Below are 21,740 nucleotides of genomic sequence, written 5' to 3'. Positions count from 1 at the left end.
AGGTTGAGGGTTGAGTGGGAGGGGCACAAAATGGCAGGACCTCAAAACCACCTCGCAGTGATCAAGGTGGTCGGAGTCGGCGGCGGCGGCGTCAATGCTGTTAACCGAATGATCGAAGCAGAACTCAAAGGCGTCGAATTCATTGCGGTGAACACAGACGCCCAGGCTCTGCTGATGTCAGATGCTGAAACCAAACTTGATATCGGTCGCGACCTGACCCACGGCCTGGGAGCGGGAGCTGACCCGTCAGTGGGCCGTCAGGCAGCTGAAGACCACATCGATGACATCAAGGCCGCCCTTGAAGGCGCCGACATGGTGTTCGTCACCGCCGGTGAAGGAGGCGGCACGGGAACGGGCGCAGCCCCCATCGTTGCCAAAGCCGCCCGCGACTCCGGCGCTCTGACAGTCGGCGTCGTCACCCGCCCCTTTTCCTTTGAAGGCATGCGTCGCGCCGCCCAGGGTGAACAGGGCGTGGAGGCACTGCGCAAAGAAGTCGACACGCTGATCGTCATCCCGAATGATCGCCTGCTGTCCATCTCGGATCCCAATATCTCGATCCTTGAAGCATTCCAGGCAGCCGACCAGGTCCTGCTCTCGGGAGTGCAGGGAATCACTGAACTCATCACCACCCCGGGTCTGATCAACGTCGACTTCAACGACGTGAAGTCCGTGATGCAGGATGCCGGATCCGCGCTGATGGGTATCGGTGCTGCTACAGGTGATGACCGCGCGCTGCGCGCCGTGGAAACCGCGATTTCCTCCCCGCTGCTTGAAGCCAGCATTGACGGCGCTCACGGCGTCCTCATGTTCTTCCAGGGTGGCTCGGATGTTGGCCTGCAGGAGATCTACCAGTCCGCACTGCTGGTGCGCGAAGCCGCTCACCCTGAAGCCAACATCATCTTCGGCAACGTCGTTGACGATTCGCTGGGCGACGAGATCCGCGTCACCATCATTGCGGCCGGATTTGACGACCAGCCCGTGACGTCAGGTAACACCGATGCGACAGCGAAGAAGCCGGAACAGCCGGCACCTGTCGCCGCGCCGGCCCTGAAGTCTGCGGAAGAACCCTTGCGTGAACGCTCAGCGGGAACCATTTCCCAGACGCCGGTTCGCCCCGCACATCGTGCAGAACCTCGCGTGCCTACCCGCACGCAGGCGCCGTCCGCCACACCGTCGGATGCGCCCAGTGCTCAGCCTGCTCCGCGAGATGCTGATTCGCTGGAAGTGCCGCGCATCTTCGACGAGGATGACTCCGCTGACGACCTGGACATTCCTGATTTTCTGCGCTGAAACATGATCACACCGATCGAGTGGGCAGGCGCCCTGATCACGCACACTGAAGCGGGGTCGGGCACCTGCCCACTTCGCAATAACGTGGGATACCACGTTGGCGATGATGCTCAGGCAGTGGCGAAGCGCCGCGATCACCTGAGCAAGCTGACCGGAAGCCCGCTGACCTAGATGGACCAGACACACTCCACGCGTGTCCGCGTCGTCGATGCGATCAGCGACCACATTGACGCAGACGCCCTCGTCGTCAATCTGGCCGAGGGGCCACGCACGGGACTGGCCGTGATGGTTGCCGACTGCGTGCCTGTGTGCCTGAGTGCAGCTCATGGGACGATCCTGGCGGCGATCCACGCCGGACGCACGGGGCTGCTCGGTGGAATACTCAGCGCGACAGTTCGCCGGATTCGCCGCATGAGCGCGGAGCCGATCAGCGCCTTTGTCGGCGCCTGCATATGCGGCCAATGCTACGAGGTGGACCGCGCGCTGTGGGACGACGTAGCAGCCGTTCGACCACATATGTGTACCCACACCAGTTGGGGCACCCCCAGCCTTGATCTTCGCGAGGGGGTATGCAGCGAACTGCGCGAAGCAGGCGTCGACACAATTGAACACGACCTGCGGTGCACCCGGGAAACGCCGGCCCTCCACTCCTACAGGCGCGACCCCACCTGCGGACGCCAGGCATTGATCATTTCGCCATCGTTGCGACATGCCGAGGCAACTTGAGGCCTGTGCGTTATCTTCTCGATTAGCGTGAGATCAGCGGCCTGACAGAGGAGAAACGATGGCGGAATCATTTTCTACGCGCGCGAAGAAATTCATGGGATGGGACACATCCGACGACGAGTTCGATGAACCCGAAATGGAACAGGAAGAGCCCGGACAGTGGGCAGACGTCACTGAACTGTCCGACTATGAACCCACACCTGCAGTGCGCCGCACTGAAACAGTGCAGCAAACTGAGCCGAATGATCTGGCCCGAATTCAGACCATTCACGCCACCTCCTATGCGGATGCGCGCAGCATCGGCGACGCCTTCCGCAGCGATATCCCTGTCATCGTCAACATGACCGACCTGCCTGACAATGAAGCGCGCCGCGTGATCGATTTCTCCGCCGGGCTGGTGTACGGCCTGCGCGGACACTTTGAACGCGTGACTCAACGCGTCTACCTGCTGTCGCCGCGATCTGTCAAGGTGTCATCCGGAATGGCCCCCTCCCACGGTGCGGAGCTGTTCAGCCAGGCAGAGTAATGCCCGTGTACATACTCGGCGCCGCTGTACACTTCTGTGCCAGCTTGTACCTGCTGGTGCTGTTTGGACGGATGATCTTTGACTGGATCCGTATTCTTGCCCGCGACTGGCATCCGCGAGCAACGGCCGTCATTGTGATCGGTAATGTGCTCTACGCGTTGACTGACCCACCTCTGCGTTTCCTGCGTCGCTACATTCCGCCGCTCAGACTGGGTAACGGGATCGCACTCGATGTCGGTTTCATGGTGCTGTTCATCGGTATTCTGCTTCTTCAGCGCGTTGCACGATTGATGATGGTATTTGGCTAGTTAGGCGTTCAAACGGTAGATTAATTGAAACGCATATTGGAATGTGATGTCGCTGTGACTGAAGTTGCCTCAGTGATTCATGTGTCCGATAGAATAAGTATCACTTACAATCAGTGTCATCAGGTTGAATGCTGGTGACACCACGATCGTCGGGCGGTTACCAATCGGCGTTCGACAGGGCAGATACCGAGAGGTGAGGAAATGGACGAGCCCACAGGTCAGGAACAGATTCAGCTGCTGACAACGGACGAAGTTCTGAACAAGAACTTCCAGGCAGTGAAGTTCCGTGAAGGCTACGACCCCGTCGAGGTTGACAATTTTCTCGACCGAGTCGTTGCGACGATCTACTACCTGAACATGGAGAAGCAGAATCTCCAGGAAAAGCTTGAAGCAGCCGAACGCCGCATCACCGAACTCCAGGAAGGTTCGGCCGACGCATCTGGCTTCTCCACTCCTGCCGAAACTGCTCAGCCTGTTGTCGAGGAAGAACCGCAGGTCGCGCAGCCCGAACCAGAACCAGAACCAGAACCCGTTCAGCCTGTGCAGCCGGTTCAGCCTGCCACGCCCAGCGAACCCGAATCCGCAACCTCGATGCTTGCTTTGGCGCAGCGCGTCCACGACGAGTACGTGCGCGACGGCCGCGAAGAATCAGAACGCATCATTGCTGAAGCTCGCACCAAGGGCGATGAGATCGTTGCCGATGCAGAGAGCAAGCATGAAACGATCCTTGCTCAGCTCGACCAGGAGCGCGGACTGCTGGAAAACAAGATCAACGAGTTGCGTGGATTCGAGACGGAATACCGTCAGTCCATCCGCACTCACCTCGAGAAACTTCTGACCGAAGTGAACGAGGACAGCTCGGAAAACTGACGTTTCTCAAGCCAATGACTGTGTGGCGGCGGCGTACCAGACGCTGCCGCCACATTTATGCCCCACCTGTTAGGAGAACATGTGTCAACGAGTCCAGCTGCAACGAATGTGTCACGGCGCCCACTGGTCAGCGCCATAGTCGTAGCACTCGTCGCACTGATCAGTGACCAGGTCACGAAGTTCTGGGCTTTGTCCTCGTTGTCCGAGGGGCAGCGCCGTCCACTTATTGGTGACTTCCTGAGTCTCCAGCTGGTCAGGAACTCCGGAGCCGCCTTCTCGATGGGGGCAGGCTCAACGTGGATTTTCACGATCATCTCAGTGGTCGTGCTCGGCGTCATCATCTGGGTCCTGCCGAAAATCACCTCCACGAGTGTGGCAGCCGTGGTGGGTCTTCTTGCCGGGGGAGCGGCGGGTAACCTGGTGGATCGCCTCGTGCAGCCTCCCTCGTTCGGGCGCGGACACGTCGTTGACTTCATCAACTACAACGACTACTTCGTTGGCAACGTTGCCGATATCTGGATCGTTGTGGCAGCAGTGTCGATGGTGATCATCTTCCTGCGAACAGAACACTCCCATTCCGGTGCGCGCACCGATGAGTGACGAGTTCGAGCACCGCTACCTGCCAGTGCCGGACGCGCTGGTCGATACCCGCGTGGACGTGGCACTCTCACGCATGCTCGGCATGTCACGCTCTCAGGCCGGTGACCTTGCCAGCGCAGGACACGTGCGCATCAACGGTGCCGTCAGTCGGAAGTCGGACCGGCTCAGCCTCCAGGACCTCATCGAAGTCGACATACCGCAGCACCGTGTGCAGCCCGCACCCGTGACCGGCATGGACATCCTCTACGATGATGACGACATCGTCGTGGTCAACAAACCTGTCGGCGTTGCGGCACACACGGGCCCGGGATGGACCGGTCCCACAGTGATCGGCAACCTGGAAGCCGCAGGCTTCCGCATCGCACTGTCAGGCCCGCCCGAACGCCAGGGAATCGTGCACCGCCTGGATGTGGGTACATCTGGCGCCATGATGGTCGCCAAATCCGAACTGGCATATTCGGTGATGAAACGGGCCTTCAAGGAACGCACCGTCACGAAGATTTACCATGCCGTGGTCGCCGGACACCTGGATCCGCCATCGGGCACCATCGACGCGCCCATTGGCCGCCATCCGTCGCGCGAATGGCGCATGGCCGTTATCGAAGGTGGCAAGCGTGCCGTGACACATTACGACACCCTTGAACTCATGGCTGGTGCAGCCCTGCTGTCAATCCACCTGGAAACCGGCCGCACACACCAGATCCGCGTCCACATGGCAGCGGTCAACCATCCGTGTGTCGGCGACGTGTTCTACGGCGCTGACCCCACGCAGGCTGAACGCCTCGGCTTGGAACGTCAATGGTTGCACGCCGTCCAGCTCGGCTTCGCACACCCACGCACCGGCAAACACGTCACCGTGGACGCACCGTACATGGACGACCTTGATGCTGCCCTCACCCTCCTGAGAAAACCACGATGACCACTCTTCACGTCCGACGCGCCACCGACTCCGACCGCTTCGCCATTATCTCGATCAGATGGGATGTGTTCGTTGTTGAACAGCACGTTCCTATGGTCCTTGAAATTGATGCACGCGACTTCAACCCCGCCGTCACCCAATTCATTGCCGAGGACGAGGCTGGCCACCCTGTTGGAACCGTGCGCCTCATCCCGGATGGTGATGATTGCTATCACCTGGGGCGCCTTGCTGTCAGACAGGAGGTACGCGGCAGTGGATGCGGAGCCGCCCTCGTCAATGCTCTGCACGAAGAAGTCACACGACGAACCCCTGCCGGCAGGCACGCCCGGGTCGACCTCGACGCGCAACTGCAGGCACAGGGATTCTACGAACGCCTCGGATATGAGTCACACGGCGACGATACATTCTGGGATGCAGGAATTGAGCATCGTCACCTCGCTCAGCTCATCGAGGGCACTGCAGAACCATTAAGATGACACGTATGGCCACCCGTGACAGTTTCGTTCATCTTCACAACCACTCCGAATACTCCATGCTGGACGGCGCAGCGAAAATCGCGCCGATGGTTCAGGAAGCTGCCCGCCTCGAACAACCGGCAATCGGACTGACCGATCACGGATACCTGTTCGGCGCCTTCGAATTCTATTCAGCGTGCAAAGATGCCGGAATTAAACCGATCATTGGCCTTGAAGCATACGTCACTCCCGGCACGTCCAGATTTGACACGAAGCGTGTCCACTGGGGAGAACCGTGGCAGCGCAGTGACGACGTTTCGGCCAATGGCGCATACAATCACCTGACACTGCTGGCCTACACGACCGAAGGCATGCTGAATCTGTTTCGCCTTGGTTCACGCGCCTCCACGGAAGGACAGTTTGGTAAGTGGCCGCGTGCCGACAAGGAACTGCTGCAGGAATACCACGAAGGGTTGATCGTTTTCTCAGGGTGCCCGTCGGGAGCCGTCCAAACCCATATGCGGTTGGGTCAGTGGGATGAAGCAGTGCGTGAAGCAGGGGAGCTGCGCGACATTTTCGGGCCGGAGAACTTCTATGTCGAAGTCATGGATCACGGCATCGAATTTGAACGACGCACACGCAATGACCTGCTCAAATTGGCCAAGCTCATGAATGCTCCACTGGTAGCGACCAACGATGCGCACTACGTGAAAAAAGAAGACCGAGATGTGCAGGACGCGTTATTGTGCATCAACTCGGGTGCCAAGCTGGCTGACCAGGACCGCTTCAAATTCGACGGCGACGGCTACTATATCCGCTCCAGCGAAGACATGCGTCGCACCTGGGCTGAACTGCCCGAAGCATGCGACACCACCCTGGATATTGCTGAACGCTGCGACGTGCACTTCACCACCACCAAAGAGGGCGCCAACTACATGCCCGATTTCCCCGTGCCCGAGGGCGAAGACAAAACATCGTGGTTCATCAAGGAAGTTGAACGAGGGCTGGCCGACCGTTTCCCGGACGGCGTTCCTGATGACGTGCGTAAACAGGCTGAATACGAAGAAGACGTCATTATCTCGATGGGGTTCCCTGGCTACTTCCTGACGGTGGCGGACTACATCAACTGGGCCAAGCATCAGGGCATCCGCGTGGGGCCTGGCCGAGGTTCCGGTGCTGGCTCCATGGTGGCCTACGCGATGCGTATCACCGAGCTGAACCCAATGGAACACGGCCTGATTTTCGAACGCTTCCTCAACCCCGAGCGCGTCTCCATGCCTGACTTCGATGTGGACTTCGACGAACGTCGCCGCGACGAAGTGATCGAATACGTGAAACGTAAATACGGCGAAGACCGGATCAGTCAGGTCGTCACCTTCGGACGAATCATGACGAAACAGGCACTGAAGGATTCAGCACGACTGCTCGGCTACGACTTCAAGACAGGCGAGCAGCTCACCAAGGCACTGCCCCCGGCAGTGATGGGCAAGAACATTTCAGTGCACGGCATTTTCGACAAGGAAGACAAGCGCTACGGCGAGGCAGCGGAGTTCCGTAAATACTACGAGGAAAACCCGCAGACTCACGACATCGTCAACCTGGCGATGGGACTGGAAGGACTGACACGACAATGGGGTGTCCACGCATGCGCGGTGATCATGTCCTCGCATACGCTGACCGACATTATTCCGATCATGAAGCGCCTCGCTGACGGCGCGATCATTACGCAGTTCGACTATCCCACGTGTGAAGCGCTGGGGTTGCTGAAGATGGACTTCCTGGGGCTGCGAAACCTCACGGTCCTGTCAGACGCCCTCGAAAATATCAGGCTGAACAACAAGGATGTCCCGGACCTTGATCAGTTGCCGCTCAACGACCCGGCAACCTACGACCTGTTGGCACGCGGCGACACGCTCGGCGTGTTCCAGCTGGATGGTTCCGGGATGCGAGAACTTCTCAAACTGATGCGCCCCGACAACTTTGAAGATATTTCAGCTGTGGGCGCGTTGTACCGGCCCGGCCCGATGGGCGCAGACTCGCACACGAACTACGCTCTGCGTAAGAACGGGCGTCAGGAAATCACTCCCATTCACCCTGAACTTGCTGAGCCGCTCAAAGACATTCTGGGCACTACGTACGGTCTGATCGTCTACCAGGAACAGGTCATGCAGATCGCGCAGAAACTGGCCGGATACTCACTGGGTCAGGCAGATATGCTCCGACGAGCGATGGGTAAGAAGAAGAAAAAGATTCTGGACCAGGAGTTCGGACCGTTCTCGCAGGGGATGCGCGAACATGGCTATTCCGATGACGCGGTGAAAACACTGTGGGACATTCTGGTTCCGTTCTCGAACTACGCGTTCAACAAGGCGCACTCGGCGGCGTACGGATTGGTGTCGTACTGGACTGCCTACCTCAAGGCGAATTTTCCCACTGAATACATGGCCGCATTGCTGACCTCGACCAAAGACAACAAGGATCGGCGAGCCTTGTACCTGGCTGAATGTCGTCACATGGATATCACCGTTTTGCCCCCCGACGTCAACGCTTCGATGGGCACGTTCGCGCCAGATGGGTCGAACATCCGTTTTGGCCTGTCTGCGATCCAGAACGTCGGCGCGAACGTGGTGGACGGTATCGTGCAGGCGCGCTCGGAAAAAGGCGCGTATATCTCCTTCCAGGACCTCCTGGACAAGGTACCTGCCACCGTGTGCAATAAGCGCACCATCCAGTCACTCATTAAGGCCGGCGCCTTCGACTCTCTGGGGAAGAACCGGCGCTCCCTGCTGTCCCGCTGCGACGAGGCCGTCGACGCGGTCACCGACCTGAAACGCAATGAGGCCATCGGCCAGTTCGACCTGTTTGCCGCCATGGGTGGAGCAGCAGCACCTGAACAGTCCTCCCTCACGGTCGAAATCCCTGACCTGCCCGAATTCGACAAGCGGCACAAACTGGCCGATGAACGCGAAATGCTTGGCCTGTATGTCTCCGACCATCCACTGCGCGGTGTGGAAGCGGCGCTGCGCCGATACCAGGACATCGACATCGCCGCGATCGTCTCCTCCGAAGAAGCCATGGCGGACCGCAAGGTGCGCGTCGCAGGACTGGTGTCGTCGGTTCAGATGAAGGTCACCAAGCAGGGCAACCAGTGGGCGATCGCAACGGTGGAAGACCTCAGCGCTTCCATCGAAGTGCTTTTCTTCCCTCGCTCGTTCGAAACAATTCAGTCCTACCTGGCTACCGACACGATCGTCCAGGTCGAGGGGCGCGTCACCCAGCGCGATGAGAACGTCGAACTGATCGGCCAGGCCATGACGTTGCTGGATCTGCGTGACGATCAGGACTCCCCGCTGGACCTGCAGATGACTCCTGGCCGATGCACTCGCTCAATGCTGACCGAACTCAAAGACGTGCTGGAAGCTTTCCCAGGCGAATCACCTGTGCGCATCCACTTGCGCCAAGGCGGGCGCGTCACAATCGTCGAAGTTGACCCGAAGTACCGCGTCGAAAAATCCAGCGCATTTTTCAGCCAGGTCAAGGCCGTGGTCGGAGCAGACGGAGTGATGACCTCCTGAGTTAGGCTAAGAGTTATGAAACGCATGGATCTTCGCGGCACCAGTGCCACCACAGATGCAATCCGCCGTCAACTGCCACGAGCTGCATTCGACATCACCGCAGCCGTCGAGGCTGTCACGCCGATTATCGACAGCGTCATCCACGAGGGTGCGAGCGCCATCAAGGACTGTGCCGAGCGTTTCGACCATGTGCGTCCTGATCGCCTGAAGGTACCGGCCGACCAGATCCGTGCCGCCCTCGACGGACTTGACCCTGCGGTGCGCGGCGCGCTGGAAGTGTCGATCGAGCATAACCGCGCCGGCCACACTGTCCAGCTGCCCACCACGCAACACGCCACCATCATTCCCGGCGGCACGATTACCCAGCGGTGGGTACCGGTGCAGCGCGCCGGTGTCTACGTCCCAGGTGGCCTGGCTGTCTACCCCTCCTCAGTTGTGATGAACGTGGTGTGCGCGCAGGTCGCCGGCGTCAGCTCAATCGCCCTGGCTTCACCGCCGCAACGCGAGTTCGGCGGACTGCCGCACCCGACAATCCTTGCAGCGTGCGCACTGTTGGGCGTGGACGACGTGTGGGCAATGGGTGGTGCGCAGGCAATCGCCGGCCTTGCCTACGGATTTGACGACGAGGGTGACGTGTGTGAACCGGTTGATGTCGTAGCAGGACCGGGCAACATTTATGTGGCCGCAGCTAAGCGGGTGGTGTCTGCTCACGTGGGGATCGATGCGGAAGCGGGAACCACTGAAATAGCGATCCTTGCCGATGGTGATGCTCACCCCGCTTTCGTTGCCGCTGACTTGATCAGCCAGGCGGAGCATGATCCTGCTGCCGCATCTGTTCTGATCACGGACAGTGAGCCGCTTGCGGATGCAGTGGAAGCTGAGATTCAGCGGCTGGCACCGCTGACCGCGCACACCGAACGCATTATGACGGCGCTGAGCGGACCGCAGTCGGGCATCGTCCTCGTCGATGATCTGGATGCTGGGCTGCGCGTTGTGGATGCGTATGCTCCCGAACACCTCGAAGTACAGACAGAGAATGCTGCCGAAGTAGCGCTGCGCGTGCGCAACGCAGGTGCCATTTTTGTCGGCCCGTACACGCCGGTACCGCTGGGCGACTACGTTGCAGGCTCCAACCACGTCCTGCCCACAGGAGGCACCGCCCGCTACGCTGCCGGACTGAACGTGGGACAGTATCTGCGCAGCCAGCAGGTCGTTGAGTATTCACACGATGCGCTCGAAGCGCTCACCGATGACCTCAACACGCTGGCATGTGCCGAAGACCTGCCGGCACACGGAGCAGCCGCGCTGATCCGGCGCGAGGAAGGCGGACGCAATGACTGATTTACGTTTGCCGCTGCGCCCTGAACTTGCGGGGCTGAGCCCGTATGGCGCGCCCCAATTGGATGTGCCCGTACGCCTGAACGTCAATGAGAATCCGTGGGCGCCTTCTGACGAGCTGGTTGACGATATCGCGCGCTCAGTGGCTCGCGCCGCCAGCGGGCTGAACCGCTACCCGGATCGCGATTTTCTGGAACTGCGTGGGGAACTGGCACGATATCTGGCTGACGAAAGCGGTGTAAGTGTTCCGCCCGAACATGTATGGGCAGCCAACGGTTCCAACGAAGTCATGACCCAGATTCTGCAGGCATTCGCCGGCACGTCACGGACCGTCGTTTCATGTGCCCCGACATACTCGATGTATCACGAGTACGCGCGCGACACGTGCTCACGGTGGGTCACGTGTGATCGGCACGAGGATTTTTCCATCGACCTGGATGCCCTGCGCGACCTGCTCGAAACTGAGCACCCGGCAGTCGTTCTGCTGGCCAGTCCGAACAATCCCACCGGAACAGCACTGTCACTTGACGACATCCGCTCCCTGGCTGACGACACGCGATTCAGCGGGCCTGTCGGGCCGGACGGACAGCCCACAGCGAGCCTGCTGGTCATCGATGAAGCGTACGCGGAATTCAGGCGTGCGGGGACATCCTCGGCACTCGAACTCGTTGAGCAGAATCCGCACGTGGTCGTCTCCCGCACTATGTCGAAAGCATTTGGAATGGCGGGGTTGCGTCTGGGATACATGGTGGCCTGCCAGGACGTCATTGACGCGATCATGCTGGTGCGCTTGCCCTACCATCTGTCAGCCATCACGCAGGCAGCGGCACTGGCGGCGCTGCGTCACCGTGAATGCCTCATGCAGCAGGTGGCCGACCTGCGTGACAGTCGGGACGCCCTCGCGCACTGGCTGGAATCACGAGGGCTGCAGGTGGCTCAATCTGACGCGAACTTCATTTTCTTTGGACGTTTCGATAACCGGCAGGACATCTTTGACAAGCTCCTGGAGCGGGGCGTGTTGATCCGCGTCGTCGGCCCTGACGGCTGGCTGCGGGTCAGCGTAGGGACACCTGAGGAAAACCAGCAATTCATGACGGCACTGGAGGAGGTTCTCTCATGAACGCGCGAACTGCGACAATTGACCGCGAAACATCAGAGTCAACAATTCATCTGGAAGTGAATCTTGACGGCAGCGGCGTGACCAACATTTCGACTGGTGTGCCGTTCTACGACCATATGCTCACCGCATTTGGGCGTCACTCCCTGATTGACCTGACTGTTCAGGCGCGCGGGGATGTGGACGTGGACGTGCACCACACTGTCGAAGACACCGCGATCTGCCTGGGCCAGGCCATCAAGTTGGCGCTTGGTGACAAGGCAGGAATCCGCCGTTTCGCAGATGCTACGGTGCCCCTGGATGAAGCCCTCGCTCATGCTGTTGTGGACATTTCAGGGCGGCCGTACCTCGTGCACGAGGGCGAGCCGGCCGGCCAGGAATACCACCTCATTGGCGGGCACTTCACCGGCTCCATGACACGACACGTGTTTGAGTCGCTGGCCTATAACGCCGGAATCTGTCTGCATGTGCGTCTGCTTGCCGGTCGCGACCCGCACCACATTGTGGAAGCGCAGTTCAAGGCACTTGCCCGCGCGATGCGCGGCGCTGTTGAACCGGATCCACGGGTGAGTGGCATTCCGTCTACCAAAGGAGCACTGTAATGGTCCAGGATGTTCCTCAGCGTCCTGACGATGAGGACATTGACGCTAAGTTCGCGGGAATCGTTGCGGACTTCGAGCGCTCAAGCGCACCTGCCGAACGGCATGACCTGGACACTCCGGTTGATGAATCCTTGCACCTGGAAGGTGGATCCCTGTCGGTCGCATTGGTGCTCACACCGATTCCGTCAGCCGAGGCGCTGCACAAACTCCTGCAGCTGGCCGGGCTTTCCGTCCACGTCGTCCCGATTAAGCCGTGGACCGCGATTTGGCTGAAAGTTGATTCCAATCAGCCGATGACCGAGGAAGACGAGCTGGCCTCACTGATGGGCAAGTGCCGCTCCATGCCACCCGAAGTGGATCAGGTGGCACGACTGACCTCACGCCTGTCCAAGCTGGGCTCCGTGGCAATCATGTCGTGGCTGGTTGAAGGTGACGAGGAAGATGTGGAGCCGGGTGTATCCGGACAGATCAGTGCACGCCGATACGTGTCGGGCGAGCCGGAAGACGATATTCCAGCTGGCGTGCTGATCGGATCAATGCCGGTGGCCCTTGAAGACCTGCTGCTGGGCAGAACCACCCCGGATGACTACAACGGGTCGGTCGCACCTGATGGCACATGCCTGAAGCGGCCACGCGGCCCATTAGGGTGGTTCAGAAAACCATGAGCATGATGCAGCGACGCTCTCGAATCGTCGTCTTGAAATTCGGGTCAGGCAACGTGCGCTCAGCGTGCAGTGCGCTGGAACGAGCCGGTGCCGACGTCTCACTGAGCGCCGATCCGCAGGAAGTCAGCGAAGCTGACGGCCTGGTGGTGCCAGGTGTGGGAGCATTCATCACGGTGATGGACCAGCTGCGCGCAGTGCAAGGCCTGAGGATGATTGAACGCCGGATCGCAGGTGCAAGGCCCGTGCTGGGAATCTGCGTCGGGCTGCAGATCATGTTCGACCGCTCCACTGAAAAGGGCACGACCGAGGGCCTGGGGCAGTGGGACGGAACCGTGGACCGTCTGGACGCGCCCATCATTCCGCACATGGGGTGGACACAGGTTGAAGCCGCATCCGATACGACACTGTTCGACGGACTGGATGAGGAGTACTTCTACTTCGTGCATTCCTACGCCGTGATGGATGATCCGGCTCGGACATCTCGCCCTCGCACGGCAGCTGCTCCGCAGACGAGCTGGGCAACCTACGGTCAGCGCTTTGTCGCAGCCGTGGAAGACGGAGCGCTGAGCGCCACACAGTTCCACCCCGAAAAATCTGGTGCCGCCGGCTTGAAGCTGCTGCAGAATTGGTTGGCGACCACCGTGTCTGACTAAAACCGCTCTATCTGACTAGAAAAGGTGACTGATGGATACTCCGTTGATTCTTCTGCCTGCCGTTGACGTGGTTGAGGGGCAGGCAGTGCGCTTGCGCCAGGGTGAGGCAGGAACGGAAACACAGTACGGCGCACCCCTGGAAGCTGCACAGGCGTTCACCCACGCAGGCGCCGCGTGGCTGCACCTGGTTGACCTGGATGCCGCTTTTGGACGCGGATCCAATATCGACCTGCTGGCTGATGTCGTACGCCAGATCCCGCTGCACGTTGAACTGTCGGGCGGCATCCGTGATGACGCCTCACTTCAGCGCGCCCTGGCCACCGGTGCACGCCGCATCAATATCGGCACGGCAGCGCTGGAAGACCCCGAATGGACCGAATCGATTATCCAGCGTTACGGCGATCAGGTTGCCGTGGGCTTGGATGTGCGCGGTGAGACTCTGGCAGCACGAGGCTGGACGAAACCAGGTGGAAATGTCTGGAAGGTCCTGGAGCGTCTGAACGAGGCTGGCTGTGCCCGATACGTGGTCACCGATGTGGCGCGTGACGGCATGATGCAGGGGCCGAATATTGATCTGCTCCGCGCCGTATGTGAACGTACCGATGCGCCGGTTGTCGCCTCGGGCGGCGTGTCCAGCATTGACGATATTCGAGCCCTGCGTGAACTGACGTCGATCGGCCTGGAAGGCGCAATCATTGGTAAAGCCCTGTACGCCGGGGCGTTCACGTTGGAAGAGGCGCTGGAAGCGGCCGGCCCTCAGCAGTCATGATGGAACTGAGCGATGAGCAACGCGACAAGATTGCGCAGCGCCTGACACTGCACACCGACTCATCGGATTGTGGCCAGACGTTGCCGTTGACGCGTCACGCACTCGGACTGCCAGCCGGTACCCGCAGCGAGCAGGGCGAGCGCCTCGAACAGCTTGTTCACGCACTGAGCAGTGAGCGCGTCATTATTCCAGTTGTCCTCAATGGCGGAAACTCTGACAACCACGTGGAGTTCACCAGGGCGGAAATACCTGAAGGCCCGGCATTGGCCGTGTTCACGTCAACGGATGAGCTTGCAGCGTTTGACCCACAGGCACGCCCATTGCCTGTCTCAACGCGCCTTGCCGCGTTGAGCGCCCTCGTCGAAACCCGAGGGCTGATAGTGGCCGATCCGCGCGGTGCGAATATCGTGATCCCGCGCCCCGCGTGCAATTCGCTGTCAGTGGGGGACAGGTGGCTGCCCGCGTGGAAAGATCGCGAACTTGCCGCCGGTCTGCTGCGCATCATCATGGACGAGGGTGTCCGATGCGTGGTCGATGTGCGTATCCATCATGGAGGCGGCAGTCGCGTCATCGTCGAGCTGTGCGCGGCCGCCGGTGGTGATGAGCGAGCGGTCCGACGCGAATTGTCCCGCGCAATCAACTGCATTTATGGCAGTGATCGTCTCAAAGCTGCGGCTGACCAGATCATGATCGCGCCAACGTGGGTTCATGCGGTATAGCTGTTAATCCTGAACGTGGTCTCTTACGATGATCATAACTTGTCACGACGCAGGTAAGGAGACCAGCCGATGACGCAACCTGCTCCGCAACCCACTCCATCCCGGCCGACCAATGTGCAGTCCACGCTACCCAGGAAAAACCGGTCTGATTATTGGCATCGTATGTGCAGTGGCCGCTGTGGTGGCCGTGGCTGCCATCGTGATGGTGATGATGGCCCGCCCGTCACAATCCGACAGCCCTGAGGTGTCTGTTCGGCGTCACTTACCTGCTGGGCGGACAGGAATATGAAGTGGAAATCGAGGTGAGCCGGCCCGTTGGTGAAGATACCTGGCAGATCACCAGACCGCTGGCTACGACTGTCGTATTTCCTTCCGGATTCGCCGATCAGGATCTGACTGTGGCACCTGACGACAGTGATCAATACTCTCCGGAGTCGGTTGTTGAATGGGAGCCGGAACTGACAGACACATTCACTGCGGCATTTGTTGACTGCGCGAACCCTTTCCTGCATGAATGCCGGGAAAACCGCGACGATCCTGATGAACAGTGCGGATTCATTTACGCTTTCTACACAGATGAGCAATCAGAATCAGCCACCCTCAATGGAGAACTGACCACTGCCGGCCCCGCTGGCAACCAGCTTGTGTCGATGGTGCACTCCACGGGGATTCCGGACATGCGAACAGATGTGACGAGGGCGACGCTCCATTTCAGGGATGACGGGCTCAATATACCGGACAAGGAGCAGAAACTCGCCGTCCAGGGCACGGTCGAATTGTCGAAGAGATCAGATCCTGTTTTCCATATGAAGATCGTGACTCCTGAGGATTGAAGCGGGATAATGTTGTCAAAATGCTGCGTTAAGCGATAGTTTGGAATAATAGAGTTTGTAGCATCAATCAAGATCGCGGGCCGATAGAGAAAAGGATGCTCACACAGCTCAGAGCTTCAACTCTGCAGTGTTCGAGTCCAAAGTAACGGACACGTTCCGCCAGAGCATTGTTGACGAAGCACAGAAGTTCGTCGACCAGTGCGCAGCCGATGTGAAGGCTGATCAATGCGGGTATATGTCTGTCGCCGCACAACATTTTGGGGCGAAGTTGGCAGAGCTGAAAGAAGGAATTTCCGTACAGGACTACGCCTTTAACCCGTATCAAGCGAAGCTCGACGTCGCATTCGACCCGCTGGTTATGCTCTTCCATAGCGATGGGGCTGATTCCCCTCACGAGGATGAGCTCGAGATGGTCGGAGCCGTTACTTTTGATGACAGTGGAGCCCCTGCATGCTCGTTCGACTTCCCCTTCCAGTTCTGAAAGCGGGCGCGATCGGCCACTTCACGGTGAAAGTAGACTAGGATTGAAGCGCTTTCATGCGTTAAATCTATTTACCGGGGGTATGGCACTATGTCCGAAAATGCGAATGGTAACGACCTGAGCTCACACTCGGAGACTCAGGGGAGTGCTGACTCGTACATGCCTCCTCCGCCACCACCCACCGATTCGCCAGAACCGCAGCAGGGGCAGGCACAGCAATACGCGCAAGCGACGCAGCAACCGCAGCAATATGCCCAGCAGCAGTACTATCAGCAGCCCAACCCGCAACAGTACTCGCCGCAACCACAGCCGCAGTTTGCTGCGATGGCTTCTGGCGCCGGGTCTTCCTACGCAGCGACCACGACTAAGTCCTCGTCCGGCAAGACTGTCCGCATCGTGTTGGTGGTCATCGGCGTACTGATGGCACTCGCGTTGATCGGGACAATCGCTTTCTACATCCTCAACAGCACGCGGACCTCTGAAAAAGCTGCTGAAGAATACCTGGGATATCTTGCAGCGGGTGACGCGAATGCTGCATCGCAGATGGTGGACCCCGGCAAACCCAATAATCAACGAGCGTTTCTGACAAACGAAGCAATGGCCGGCGCGACCGCGCGAATCGAAAATTTCTCGGTGACGCGAACTGATTCCGGCAGTGATGACTATTCACTCAGCTCCGACAAGCCGCGTGGAGTAATGCTGGATGTCGAATACTACCTTGATGGGCAAGTCGTCGATACGACACTTCAGGTCACCCCTGCCCAGCCCACCTTCCTCGTTCTCAAGAACTGGAAGATTGACGACACACTGGCCACAGAGATCACCCTCCAGCCAGGCACTTTTGACTCGGTCACCATCGGCTCTCAAAGCGTTCCGATCACGAACGATGATCAGAACTCCCAGGAGTATCAGACGTTCTACCTGTACCCCGGAATCTACCCAGCGCAGGCATCCTACGGATCCAATGAGTATGTGAACTATCCCGACAAGAGCCTGATCGTGGGGGGCCCGGAGTCATCCTCGACGCTCTGGTGGGACGCACCCGAACCGACCGAAAAACTGCAGACACTGATGCTTGATCGGGCCAAGGAATTCGTGGAAAGCTGTGCCTCCATCGACGGTGGAAATCTGAATGAAGCATGCCCCAGCGGCGTGCAGAGCACCAAACTCGCTGTTCTGGAAGTGACCAAACTGCCCACCACCCTTGAAGACTTCACCGCATTTGAGTTCGTCACGGATAAGGCCACGATCAAGACCCAGACAAATCCGACCGAATTCAACAAGAACCCCTCACCGGACAACGTTGAATTCCGTGTGTCAGGCCAGGTGACATTCCCCGAGGGAAGCACTGAACCTGAAATCACTGAACTGAGGTCGTCAGGATCATGGTGGTAAACCGCGAGTGATTCGCATACCGCCGCATCTCAGTGACGAAGGCCCTGTGTGTGACCAGATGTTGCACGCGGGGCCTTCCACATCTGGCAGTGTGAGGCACCCCATGACGATCCTGCCTAATCTCGCTGGATTTGCCTTCGACGGCAGTGATACAGTAGCTGTCGATTGTCCGGGTACCGTACCCGGGACGTAAGCGGAGATACTCCCACCTTGATTCCCGCCTCAGGGGATCGGGTTCCTGGCTTGAGCCGATGCTGCGTGCAGCATCGCTGTGGCCACGTGGTGTCAGTCTCCGTTGCGTTGCGCACGGAGATTTTTTCGTGATGCACCACCATGGAAGGAGCCACCCATCAGCGAGCCTCGGATCAATGAGCGCATCAAAGTAAACGAAGTACGTCTTGTCGGCCCATCGGGAGAACAAGTCGGAGTCGTGCGCGTCGAAGACGCATTGCGTCTGGCAGACGAAGCAGGCCTCGACCTCGTTGAAGTGGCACCCAACGCGAAACCTCCAGTAGCCAAATTGATGGACTACGGCAAGTACAAGTACGAAGCCGCACAGAAAGCGCGCGACGCGCGACGCAACCAGGCAAACACCCAGCTCAAAGAGATCCGTTTCCGCCTGAAGATTGATGACCACGACTTCAACGTGAAGAAGAACCACGTGGAGCGTTTCCTGAACCAGGGAGACAAAGTCAAGGTCATGATCATGTTCCGCGGACGCGAGCAGTCTCGCCCCGAAGCGGGAGTTCGTTTGCTGGAGCGTCTGGCAGAAGAGGTCGGTGACATGGCGACGGTCGAATCCGTCCCACGTCAGGATGGCCGCAACATGACGATGGTGCTCGCCCCAACGCGACGCAAGTCAGAAGCAATGAGCGAACAACGCCGCCGCCGCAAGGCTGAGCGCGAAGCCCGCCGTGACAAGCAGGCAGAACGTTCCAGCAAGGAGCAAGCTCGCAGCGCCAGGAACGCTGAAAGCGCGGAACAGTAGCTACTTTCTTGGCACCAGTGCCAAGAGGTGTTGAAGGTTAGGAAACGACACTATGTCAAAAGGAAAGAACAAGACGCACTCAGGAACCAAGAAGCGCTTCCGCGTGACCGGTTCCGGCAAAATCATGCGTGAACGTGCTGGTAAGCGTCACCTGCTCGAGCACAAGTCTTCACGCCGTACTCGCCGCCTCTCCCGTGACCAGGTGCTGGCACCTGCAGATGCGAAGCGAGTTCGTACCCTGCTGGGTAAGTGATAGCGAAGACTTGTAGGTAAGGAGATAACAACATGGCACGTGTGAAAAGGTCTGTCAACGCCCGCAAGAAGCGTCGCACCACACTTGATCGCGCATCCGGATACCGTGGGCAGCGCTCACGCCTGTACCGTAAGGCAAAAGAGCAGGTCACTCACTCTTTCGTATACAGCTACCGTGACCGTAAGCGCCGCAAGGGTGACTTCCGTCGCCTGTGGATCCAGCGCATCAACGCTGCCGCACGCGCAAACGGCATGACGTACAACCGCCTCATTCAGGGTCTGAACCTTGCCGGCATCGAAATCGATCGCCGCATGCTGGCCGACCTGGCAGTCAACGACGCAAACGCCTTCGCAGCAATTGTGAAGACTGCCCGTGAAGCGCTGCCCGAAGACGTCAACGCTCCCAAGGCATCCTGATTGACTCACAATTTTCATCCTGAGCGCCCGCCTGTGATGGACAACCCGCGTGCCGACCGCGTGCGAACAGTCCGTTCACTCGGCGGGCGCTCAGCACAATCACGCACCGGACTCCTCCTGGTTGAAGGCCCAGGAGCAGTCCTCGAACTGGTGACATGGCGCCCCGAGTGCGTCACCGACGTCTACGTCACCGAACGAGTCGAGGAATCCCAGCCAGAAATCGTGGAGCAGGCCCGCCAGGCCACACGGTGGGTTCACCGCGTCACCGACGAGGTTGCTCACGCGATGTCCCCTGACTGTCAGGGCATCATCGCGGTCGCTCGACACGACGCGATTGTTACGCAGATGCCGAGCGTTGACGGACTGGCAGTGATCCTTGCGCGCATCCAAGACCCCGGCAACGTCGGTACGCTGATACGCACGGCCGATGCGATGGGTGCGCAGTGCGTCCTGACCACGGTGGGCACCGCTGACGTTCGCAGCCCGAAAGTGATCCGCTCAACAGCGGGATCAGTGTTCCACCTGCCGATCATGTCAGGCCTGACTTTCGATGCGGCGATCGAGCGCGCTCGCACCTGGGGTGCACTCGTCCTTGGGACGTCCGGAGGGCACGGATCTGTCAGCCTTCTCGACATTGACGAGGGCGACTCGCCGCTCCTTTCCCGCACACACGCATGGGTTTTCGGCAATGAAGCGCGAGGCCTGTCACCCGATGAAATGCGTCAGTGCGACCATCTGGTGTGCATCCCGATGGCAGGGAAAGCTGAATCTTTGAATGTGGCCTCGGCGGCAGCAATGTGTCTGTATGCGTCAGCACGCTCACGTACACTGACAGCATGAAGGTCCGAGACTGTGATGAAGGCGACCTGATCGCCCGTTTTGTCAATGTTCTTCCCCAAGGTGAGCGCACCATCGTCGGTTCAGGTGATGACTGCGCGCTGATCTCCTGCCCTGAACCCTCATTCCTGGTGACCACCGATACATTGGTCGGAGAGAGTCACTTTCTGAAAGCCTGGTCCACCGGCGCTGAAATAGGTGCGCGGGCTGCGGCCCAGAATCTGGCAGACATCGCTGCGATGGGTGGGCGCACGAGCGCGCTTGTTGTCTCCCTTGTTCTGCGCGGTGACTACGACGTTGACTGGCTTGTGGACATGGTGCAGGCCTTCGGTCAGCGTGCCCGTGAAGCGGGCGCAGGCGTGGTCGGCGGCGACCTGACCGGGGGAGAGGAACTGATCATTTCAGTCACCGCACACGGGTGGGTCGATGGGCCTCCCGTCCTGCGTTCAGGTGCACGACCCGGTGACATCGTAGCGATAGCCGGAACATTGGGGCGTTCCGGCGCAGGCCTGGAATTGCTGTCACGCCGCATCGTTGACCCCTCAGTTCATGACGATATCCTGCTGGGAGATTTCGCTGAAGCGGTGAGGATCTACCGTGCGCCCGAGCCTCCGCTGGAAGCCGGTCCGATTGCCGCTCGCCACAATGCCCACGCCATGATGGATGTGTCCGACGGGCTGGTGCGTGACGGAGGCAGGATGGCACGCGCGTCGGAGGTGATGCTCGAAATTGATTCGTCTCTGCTGGCCGATGACGTCGAGGCGCTGGATGCTGCTGCACAGGCATGCGGACATCACGCTATGGAGTGGGTCCTTTTCGGCGGTGAGGATCATCCGATGTTGGCTACGTTCCCGCCTCAGGTTGTGTTGCCCTCACCGTTCAGGGCAATTGGCGTGATCGGAGCAGTGAGCCCGGGAGATCAACCTGGGATTCGTCTTGATGGGCAGCGACTGAGTGGTGGCTTCGACCATTTCCGTCAAGACAATAGTTAAACCGATACACTAGGACTACGTGTAACCTGTCAATACGCTAGTGAGGGGACTTCATGAGCAACGAAAACGTTCATGATAGCAACCAGGACGCTCCAGTCCAGGGATCACAACCAAGTGAGCCTGTGACCGAGCCGGAAGCCGCCGAAGAACAGCCACTCAGTCAGCCGGAGCAACCTGCGCAGCAGCCGCAGTTTCAGCAACCAGTTGCTGACCAGTCGCAGGTGCAGCAGGGCCAGCAATATGCTCAACAGCCCATGCAACAGCCGCAGTACCAGCAACCGGTTCCGCCGCAGCAACCGCAGTACCAGCAGCCTTATGCTCAGCCCGCTCCTCAGCAACAGAGCCAGCCATACGCTCAGCAGCCATACGTTCAGCCTCAGGGCCAGCCCTATGCTCCACAGCCCATGCAACAG

At 59.3% G+C, this 21,740-nt stretch carries 26 protein-coding genes; 25 read left to right on the top strand and 1 reads right to left on the bottom strand.

Annotated features, from left to right (window positions below; translation table 11 throughout):
• Window positions 1-30: 30 nt before the first annotated feature.
• From ftsZ to thiL, 25 genes are all read left to right on the top strand, one after another.
• Complete coding sequence (ftsZ, locus tag HMPREF2975_RS03915; RefSeq protein ID WP_070725879.1) at window positions 31-1,290, top strand: cell division protein FtsZ; 1,260 nt, start codon at window positions 31-33, stop codon at window positions 1,288-1,290.
• Between the two features lie 3 nt (window positions 1,291-1,293).
• Entirely contained in the window at window positions 1,294-1,461 is a 168-nt protein-coding gene (locus HMPREF2975_RS12760; RefSeq protein WP_227469202.1) for a hypothetical protein, read from the top strand.
• Entirely contained in the window at window positions 1,462-2,016 is a 555-nt protein-coding gene (locus HMPREF2975_RS03910) for a purine nucleoside phosphorylase YfiH/LACC1 family protein (protein ID WP_227469201.1), read from the top strand.
• Window positions 2,017-2,074: 58 nt separating this feature from the next.
• Window positions 2,075-2,542 carry a cell division protein SepF gene (locus HMPREF2975_RS03905; protein ID WP_058236472.1) on the top strand — a complete coding sequence of 156 codons (468 nt, stop codon included), beginning with the start codon at window positions 2,075-2,077 and terminating at the stop codon, window positions 2,540-2,542.
• Window positions 2,542-2,850: a YggT family protein gene (locus HMPREF2975_RS03900; protein WP_058236473.1), complete on the top strand. Its 309-nt coding sequence runs from the start codon at window positions 2,542-2,544 to the stop codon at window positions 2,848-2,850. Before HMPREF2975_RS03905 ends, HMPREF2975_RS03900 begins: the two co-directional genes overlap by 1 nt.
• Before the next feature lie 228 nt (window positions 2,851-3,078).
• Complete coding sequence (locus HMPREF2975_RS03895) at window positions 3,079-3,720, top strand: DivIVA domain-containing protein (RefSeq protein ID WP_058236864.1); 642 nt, start codon at window positions 3,079-3,081, stop codon at window positions 3,718-3,720.
• An 81-nt stretch (window positions 3,721-3,801) separates the two neighbouring features.
• A complete protein-coding gene (gene lspA, locus HMPREF2975_RS03890) occupies window positions 3,802-4,320 on the top strand; it encodes a signal peptidase II (protein ID WP_227469200.1) in 519 nt (172 codons plus the stop codon).
• Window positions 4,313-5,239, top strand: a complete 927-nt coding sequence (locus HMPREF2975_RS03885) for an RluA family pseudouridine synthase (RefSeq protein ID WP_070725878.1) — start codon at window positions 4,313-4,315, stop codon at window positions 5,237-5,239. Before lspA ends, HMPREF2975_RS03885 begins: the two co-directional genes overlap by 8 nt.
• Window positions 5,236-5,715, top strand: coding sequence for a GNAT family N-acetyltransferase (locus HMPREF2975_RS03880; RefSeq protein WP_070725877.1), 480 nt, complete (start codon window positions 5,236-5,238; stop codon window positions 5,713-5,715). Before HMPREF2975_RS03885 ends, HMPREF2975_RS03880 begins: the two co-directional genes overlap by 4 nt.
• Before the next feature lie 5 nt (window positions 5,716-5,720).
• Entirely contained in the window at window positions 5,721-9,269 is a 3,549-nt protein-coding gene (gene dnaE / locus HMPREF2975_RS03875) for a DNA polymerase III subunit alpha (RefSeq protein ID WP_070725969.1), read from the top strand.
• 15 nt (window positions 9,270-9,284) lie between these two features.
• Window positions 9,285-10,610, top strand: coding sequence for a histidinol dehydrogenase (gene hisD, locus HMPREF2975_RS03870; protein WP_070725875.1), 1,326 nt, complete (start codon window positions 9,285-9,287; stop codon window positions 10,608-10,610).
• On the top strand, window positions 10,603-11,727 hold the full coding sequence (locus HMPREF2975_RS03865) for a histidinol-phosphate transaminase (RefSeq protein ID WP_070725874.1): 1,125 nt from the start codon (window positions 10,603-10,605) through the stop codon (window positions 11,725-11,727). Before hisD ends, HMPREF2975_RS03865 begins: the two co-directional genes overlap by 8 nt.
• The gene (gene hisB, locus HMPREF2975_RS03860) at window positions 11,724-12,326 is read left to right on the top strand and encodes an imidazoleglycerol-phosphate dehydratase HisB (protein ID WP_058236477.1); all 603 of its coding nucleotides are present in this window, start codon (window positions 11,724-11,726) and stop codon (window positions 12,324-12,326) included. The genes HMPREF2975_RS03865 and hisB overlap by 4 nt, the downstream gene beginning before the upstream one ends.
• Entirely contained in the window at window positions 12,326-12,991 is a 666-nt protein-coding gene (locus HMPREF2975_RS03855) for a hypothetical protein (RefSeq protein ID WP_058236478.1), read from the top strand. The genes hisB and HMPREF2975_RS03855 overlap by 1 nt, the downstream gene beginning before the upstream one ends.
• Complete coding sequence (hisH, locus tag HMPREF2975_RS03850; protein WP_227469199.1) at window positions 12,988-13,644, top strand: imidazole glycerol phosphate synthase subunit HisH; 657 nt, start codon at window positions 12,988-12,990, stop codon at window positions 13,642-13,644. Before HMPREF2975_RS03855 ends, hisH begins: the two co-directional genes overlap by 4 nt.
• A 31-nt stretch (window positions 13,645-13,675) precedes the next feature.
• Window positions 13,676-14,413 (top strand): bifunctional 1-(5-phosphoribosyl)-5-((5-phosphoribosylamino)methylideneamino)imidazole-4-carboxamide isomerase/phosphoribosylanthranilate isomerase PriA, encoded by a 738-nt coding sequence (gene priA, locus HMPREF2975_RS03845; RefSeq protein ID WP_070725872.1) that lies wholly within the window; start codon window positions 13,676-13,678, stop codon window positions 14,411-14,413.
• A complete protein-coding gene (locus HMPREF2975_RS03840) occupies window positions 14,410-15,132 on the top strand; it encodes an SseB family protein (RefSeq protein WP_070725871.1) in 723 nt (240 codons plus the stop codon). Before priA ends, HMPREF2975_RS03840 begins: the two co-directional genes overlap by 4 nt.
• Before the next feature lie 290 nt (window positions 15,133-15,422).
• Entirely contained in the window at window positions 15,423-15,965 is a 543-nt protein-coding gene (locus tag HMPREF2975_RS03835) for a hypothetical protein (RefSeq protein ID WP_070725868.1), read from the top strand.
• Window positions 15,966-16,092: 127 nt separating this feature from the next.
• Window positions 16,093-16,446 carry a hypothetical protein gene (locus HMPREF2975_RS03830; RefSeq protein WP_070725866.1) on the top strand — a complete coding sequence of 118 codons (354 nt, stop codon included), beginning with the start codon at window positions 16,093-16,095 and terminating at the stop codon, window positions 16,444-16,446.
• Between the two features lie 159 nt (window positions 16,447-16,605).
• Window positions 16,606-17,841, top strand: a complete 1,236-nt coding sequence (locus HMPREF2975_RS03825; RefSeq protein WP_070725865.1) for a hypothetical protein — start codon at window positions 16,606-16,608, stop codon at window positions 17,839-17,841.
• A 271-nt stretch (window positions 17,842-18,112) separates the two neighbouring features.
• A complete protein-coding gene (gene infC, locus HMPREF2975_RS03820; RefSeq protein ID WP_227469198.1) occupies window positions 18,113-18,829 on the top strand; it encodes a translation initiation factor IF-3 in 717 nt (238 codons plus the stop codon).
• Window positions 18,830-18,881: 52 nt separating this feature from the next.
• Window positions 18,882-19,082, top strand: coding sequence for a 50S ribosomal protein L35 (rpmI, locus tag HMPREF2975_RS03815; protein WP_058236483.1), 201 nt, complete (start codon window positions 18,882-18,884; stop codon window positions 19,080-19,082).
• Between the two features lie 32 nt (window positions 19,083-19,114).
• A complete protein-coding gene (gene rplT / locus HMPREF2975_RS03810; RefSeq protein ID WP_058236484.1) occupies window positions 19,115-19,498 on the top strand; it encodes a 50S ribosomal protein L20 in 384 nt (127 codons plus the stop codon).
• Window positions 19,499-20,338 carry a TrmH family RNA methyltransferase gene (locus tag HMPREF2975_RS03805; RefSeq protein WP_227469197.1) on the top strand — a complete coding sequence of 280 codons (840 nt, stop codon included), beginning with the start codon at window positions 19,499-19,501 and terminating at the stop codon, window positions 20,336-20,338.
• Window positions 20,335-21,327 (top strand): thiamine-phosphate kinase, encoded by a 993-nt coding sequence (gene thiL, locus HMPREF2975_RS03800; protein WP_070725863.1) that lies wholly within the window; start codon window positions 20,335-20,337, stop codon window positions 21,325-21,327. Before HMPREF2975_RS03805 ends, thiL begins: the two co-directional genes overlap by 4 nt.
• A gap of 156 nt (window positions 21,328-21,483) precedes the next feature.
• Here the strand turns inward: thiL and HMPREF2975_RS03795 are convergent.
• Window positions 21,484-21,740, bottom strand: a 257-nt coding sequence (locus tag HMPREF2975_RS03795; protein WP_227469196.1) for a hypothetical protein, incomplete at its 5' end; no start/stop codon positions are given.

This window comes from Actinomyces sp. HMSC065F12, assembly GCF_001814535.1.
GTDB classification, from domain to species: domain Bacteria; phylum Actinomycetota; class Actinomycetes; order Actinomycetales; family Actinomycetaceae; genus Pauljensenia; species Pauljensenia radingae_A.
This window is presented reverse-complemented; position numbering and strand designations above follow the sequence as displayed.

Coding starts and splice junctions, on each gene's coding strand:
- ftsZ (WP_070725879.1), top strand. CDS start 31: ATGGCAGGACCTCAAAACCACCTCGCAGTGATCAAGGTGGTCGGAGTC.
- HMPREF2975_RS12760 (WP_227469202.1), top strand. CDS start 1,294: ATGATCACACCGATCGAGTGGGCAGGCGCCCTGATCACGCACACTGAA.
- HMPREF2975_RS03910 (WP_227469201.1), top strand. CDS start 1,462: ATGGACCAGACACACTCCACGCGTGTCCGCGTCGTCGATGCGATCAGC.
- HMPREF2975_RS03905 (WP_058236472.1), top strand. CDS start 2,075: ATGGCGGAATCATTTTCTACGCGCGCGAAGAAATTCATGGGATGGGAC.
- HMPREF2975_RS03900 (WP_058236473.1), top strand. CDS start 2,542: ATGCCCGTGTACATACTCGGCGCCGCTGTACACTTCTGTGCCAGCTTG.
- HMPREF2975_RS03885 (WP_070725878.1), top strand. CDS start 4,313: ATGAGTGACGAGTTCGAGCACCGCTACCTGCCAGTGCCGGACGCGCTG.
- HMPREF2975_RS03880 (WP_070725877.1), top strand. CDS start 5,236: ATGACCACTCTTCACGTCCGACGCGCCACCGACTCCGACCGCTTCGCC.
- dnaE (WP_070725969.1), top strand. CDS start 5,721: ATGGCCACCCGTGACAGTTTCGTTCATCTTCACAACCACTCCGAATAC.
- hisD (WP_070725875.1), top strand. CDS start 9,285: ATGAAACGCATGGATCTTCGCGGCACCAGTGCCACCACAGATGCAATC.
- HMPREF2975_RS03865 (WP_070725874.1), top strand. CDS start 10,603: ATGACTGATTTACGTTTGCCGCTGCGCCCTGAACTTGCGGGGCTGAGC.
- hisB (WP_058236477.1), top strand. CDS start 11,724: ATGAACGCGCGAACTGCGACAATTGACCGCGAAACATCAGAGTCAACA.
- HMPREF2975_RS03855 (WP_058236478.1), top strand. CDS start 12,326: ATGGTCCAGGATGTTCCTCAGCGTCCTGACGATGAGGACATTGACGCT.
- hisH (WP_227469199.1), top strand. CDS start 12,988: ATGAGCATGATGCAGCGACGCTCTCGAATCGTCGTCTTGAAATTCGGG.
- priA (WP_070725872.1), top strand. CDS start 13,676: ATGGATACTCCGTTGATTCTTCTGCCTGCCGTTGACGTGGTTGAGGGG.
- HMPREF2975_RS03840 (WP_070725871.1), top strand. CDS start 14,410: ATGATGGAACTGAGCGATGAGCAACGCGACAAGATTGCGCAGCGCCTG.
- HMPREF2975_RS03825 (WP_070725865.1), top strand. CDS start 16,606: ATGCCTCCTCCGCCACCACCCACCGATTCGCCAGAACCGCAGCAGGGG.
- rpmI (WP_058236483.1), top strand. CDS start 18,882: ATGTCAAAAGGAAAGAACAAGACGCACTCAGGAACCAAGAAGCGCTTC.
- rplT (WP_058236484.1), top strand. CDS start 19,115: ATGGCACGTGTGAAAAGGTCTGTCAACGCCCGCAAGAAGCGTCGCACC.
- thiL (WP_070725863.1), top strand. CDS start 20,335: ATGAAGGTCCGAGACTGTGATGAAGGCGACCTGATCGCCCGTTTTGTC.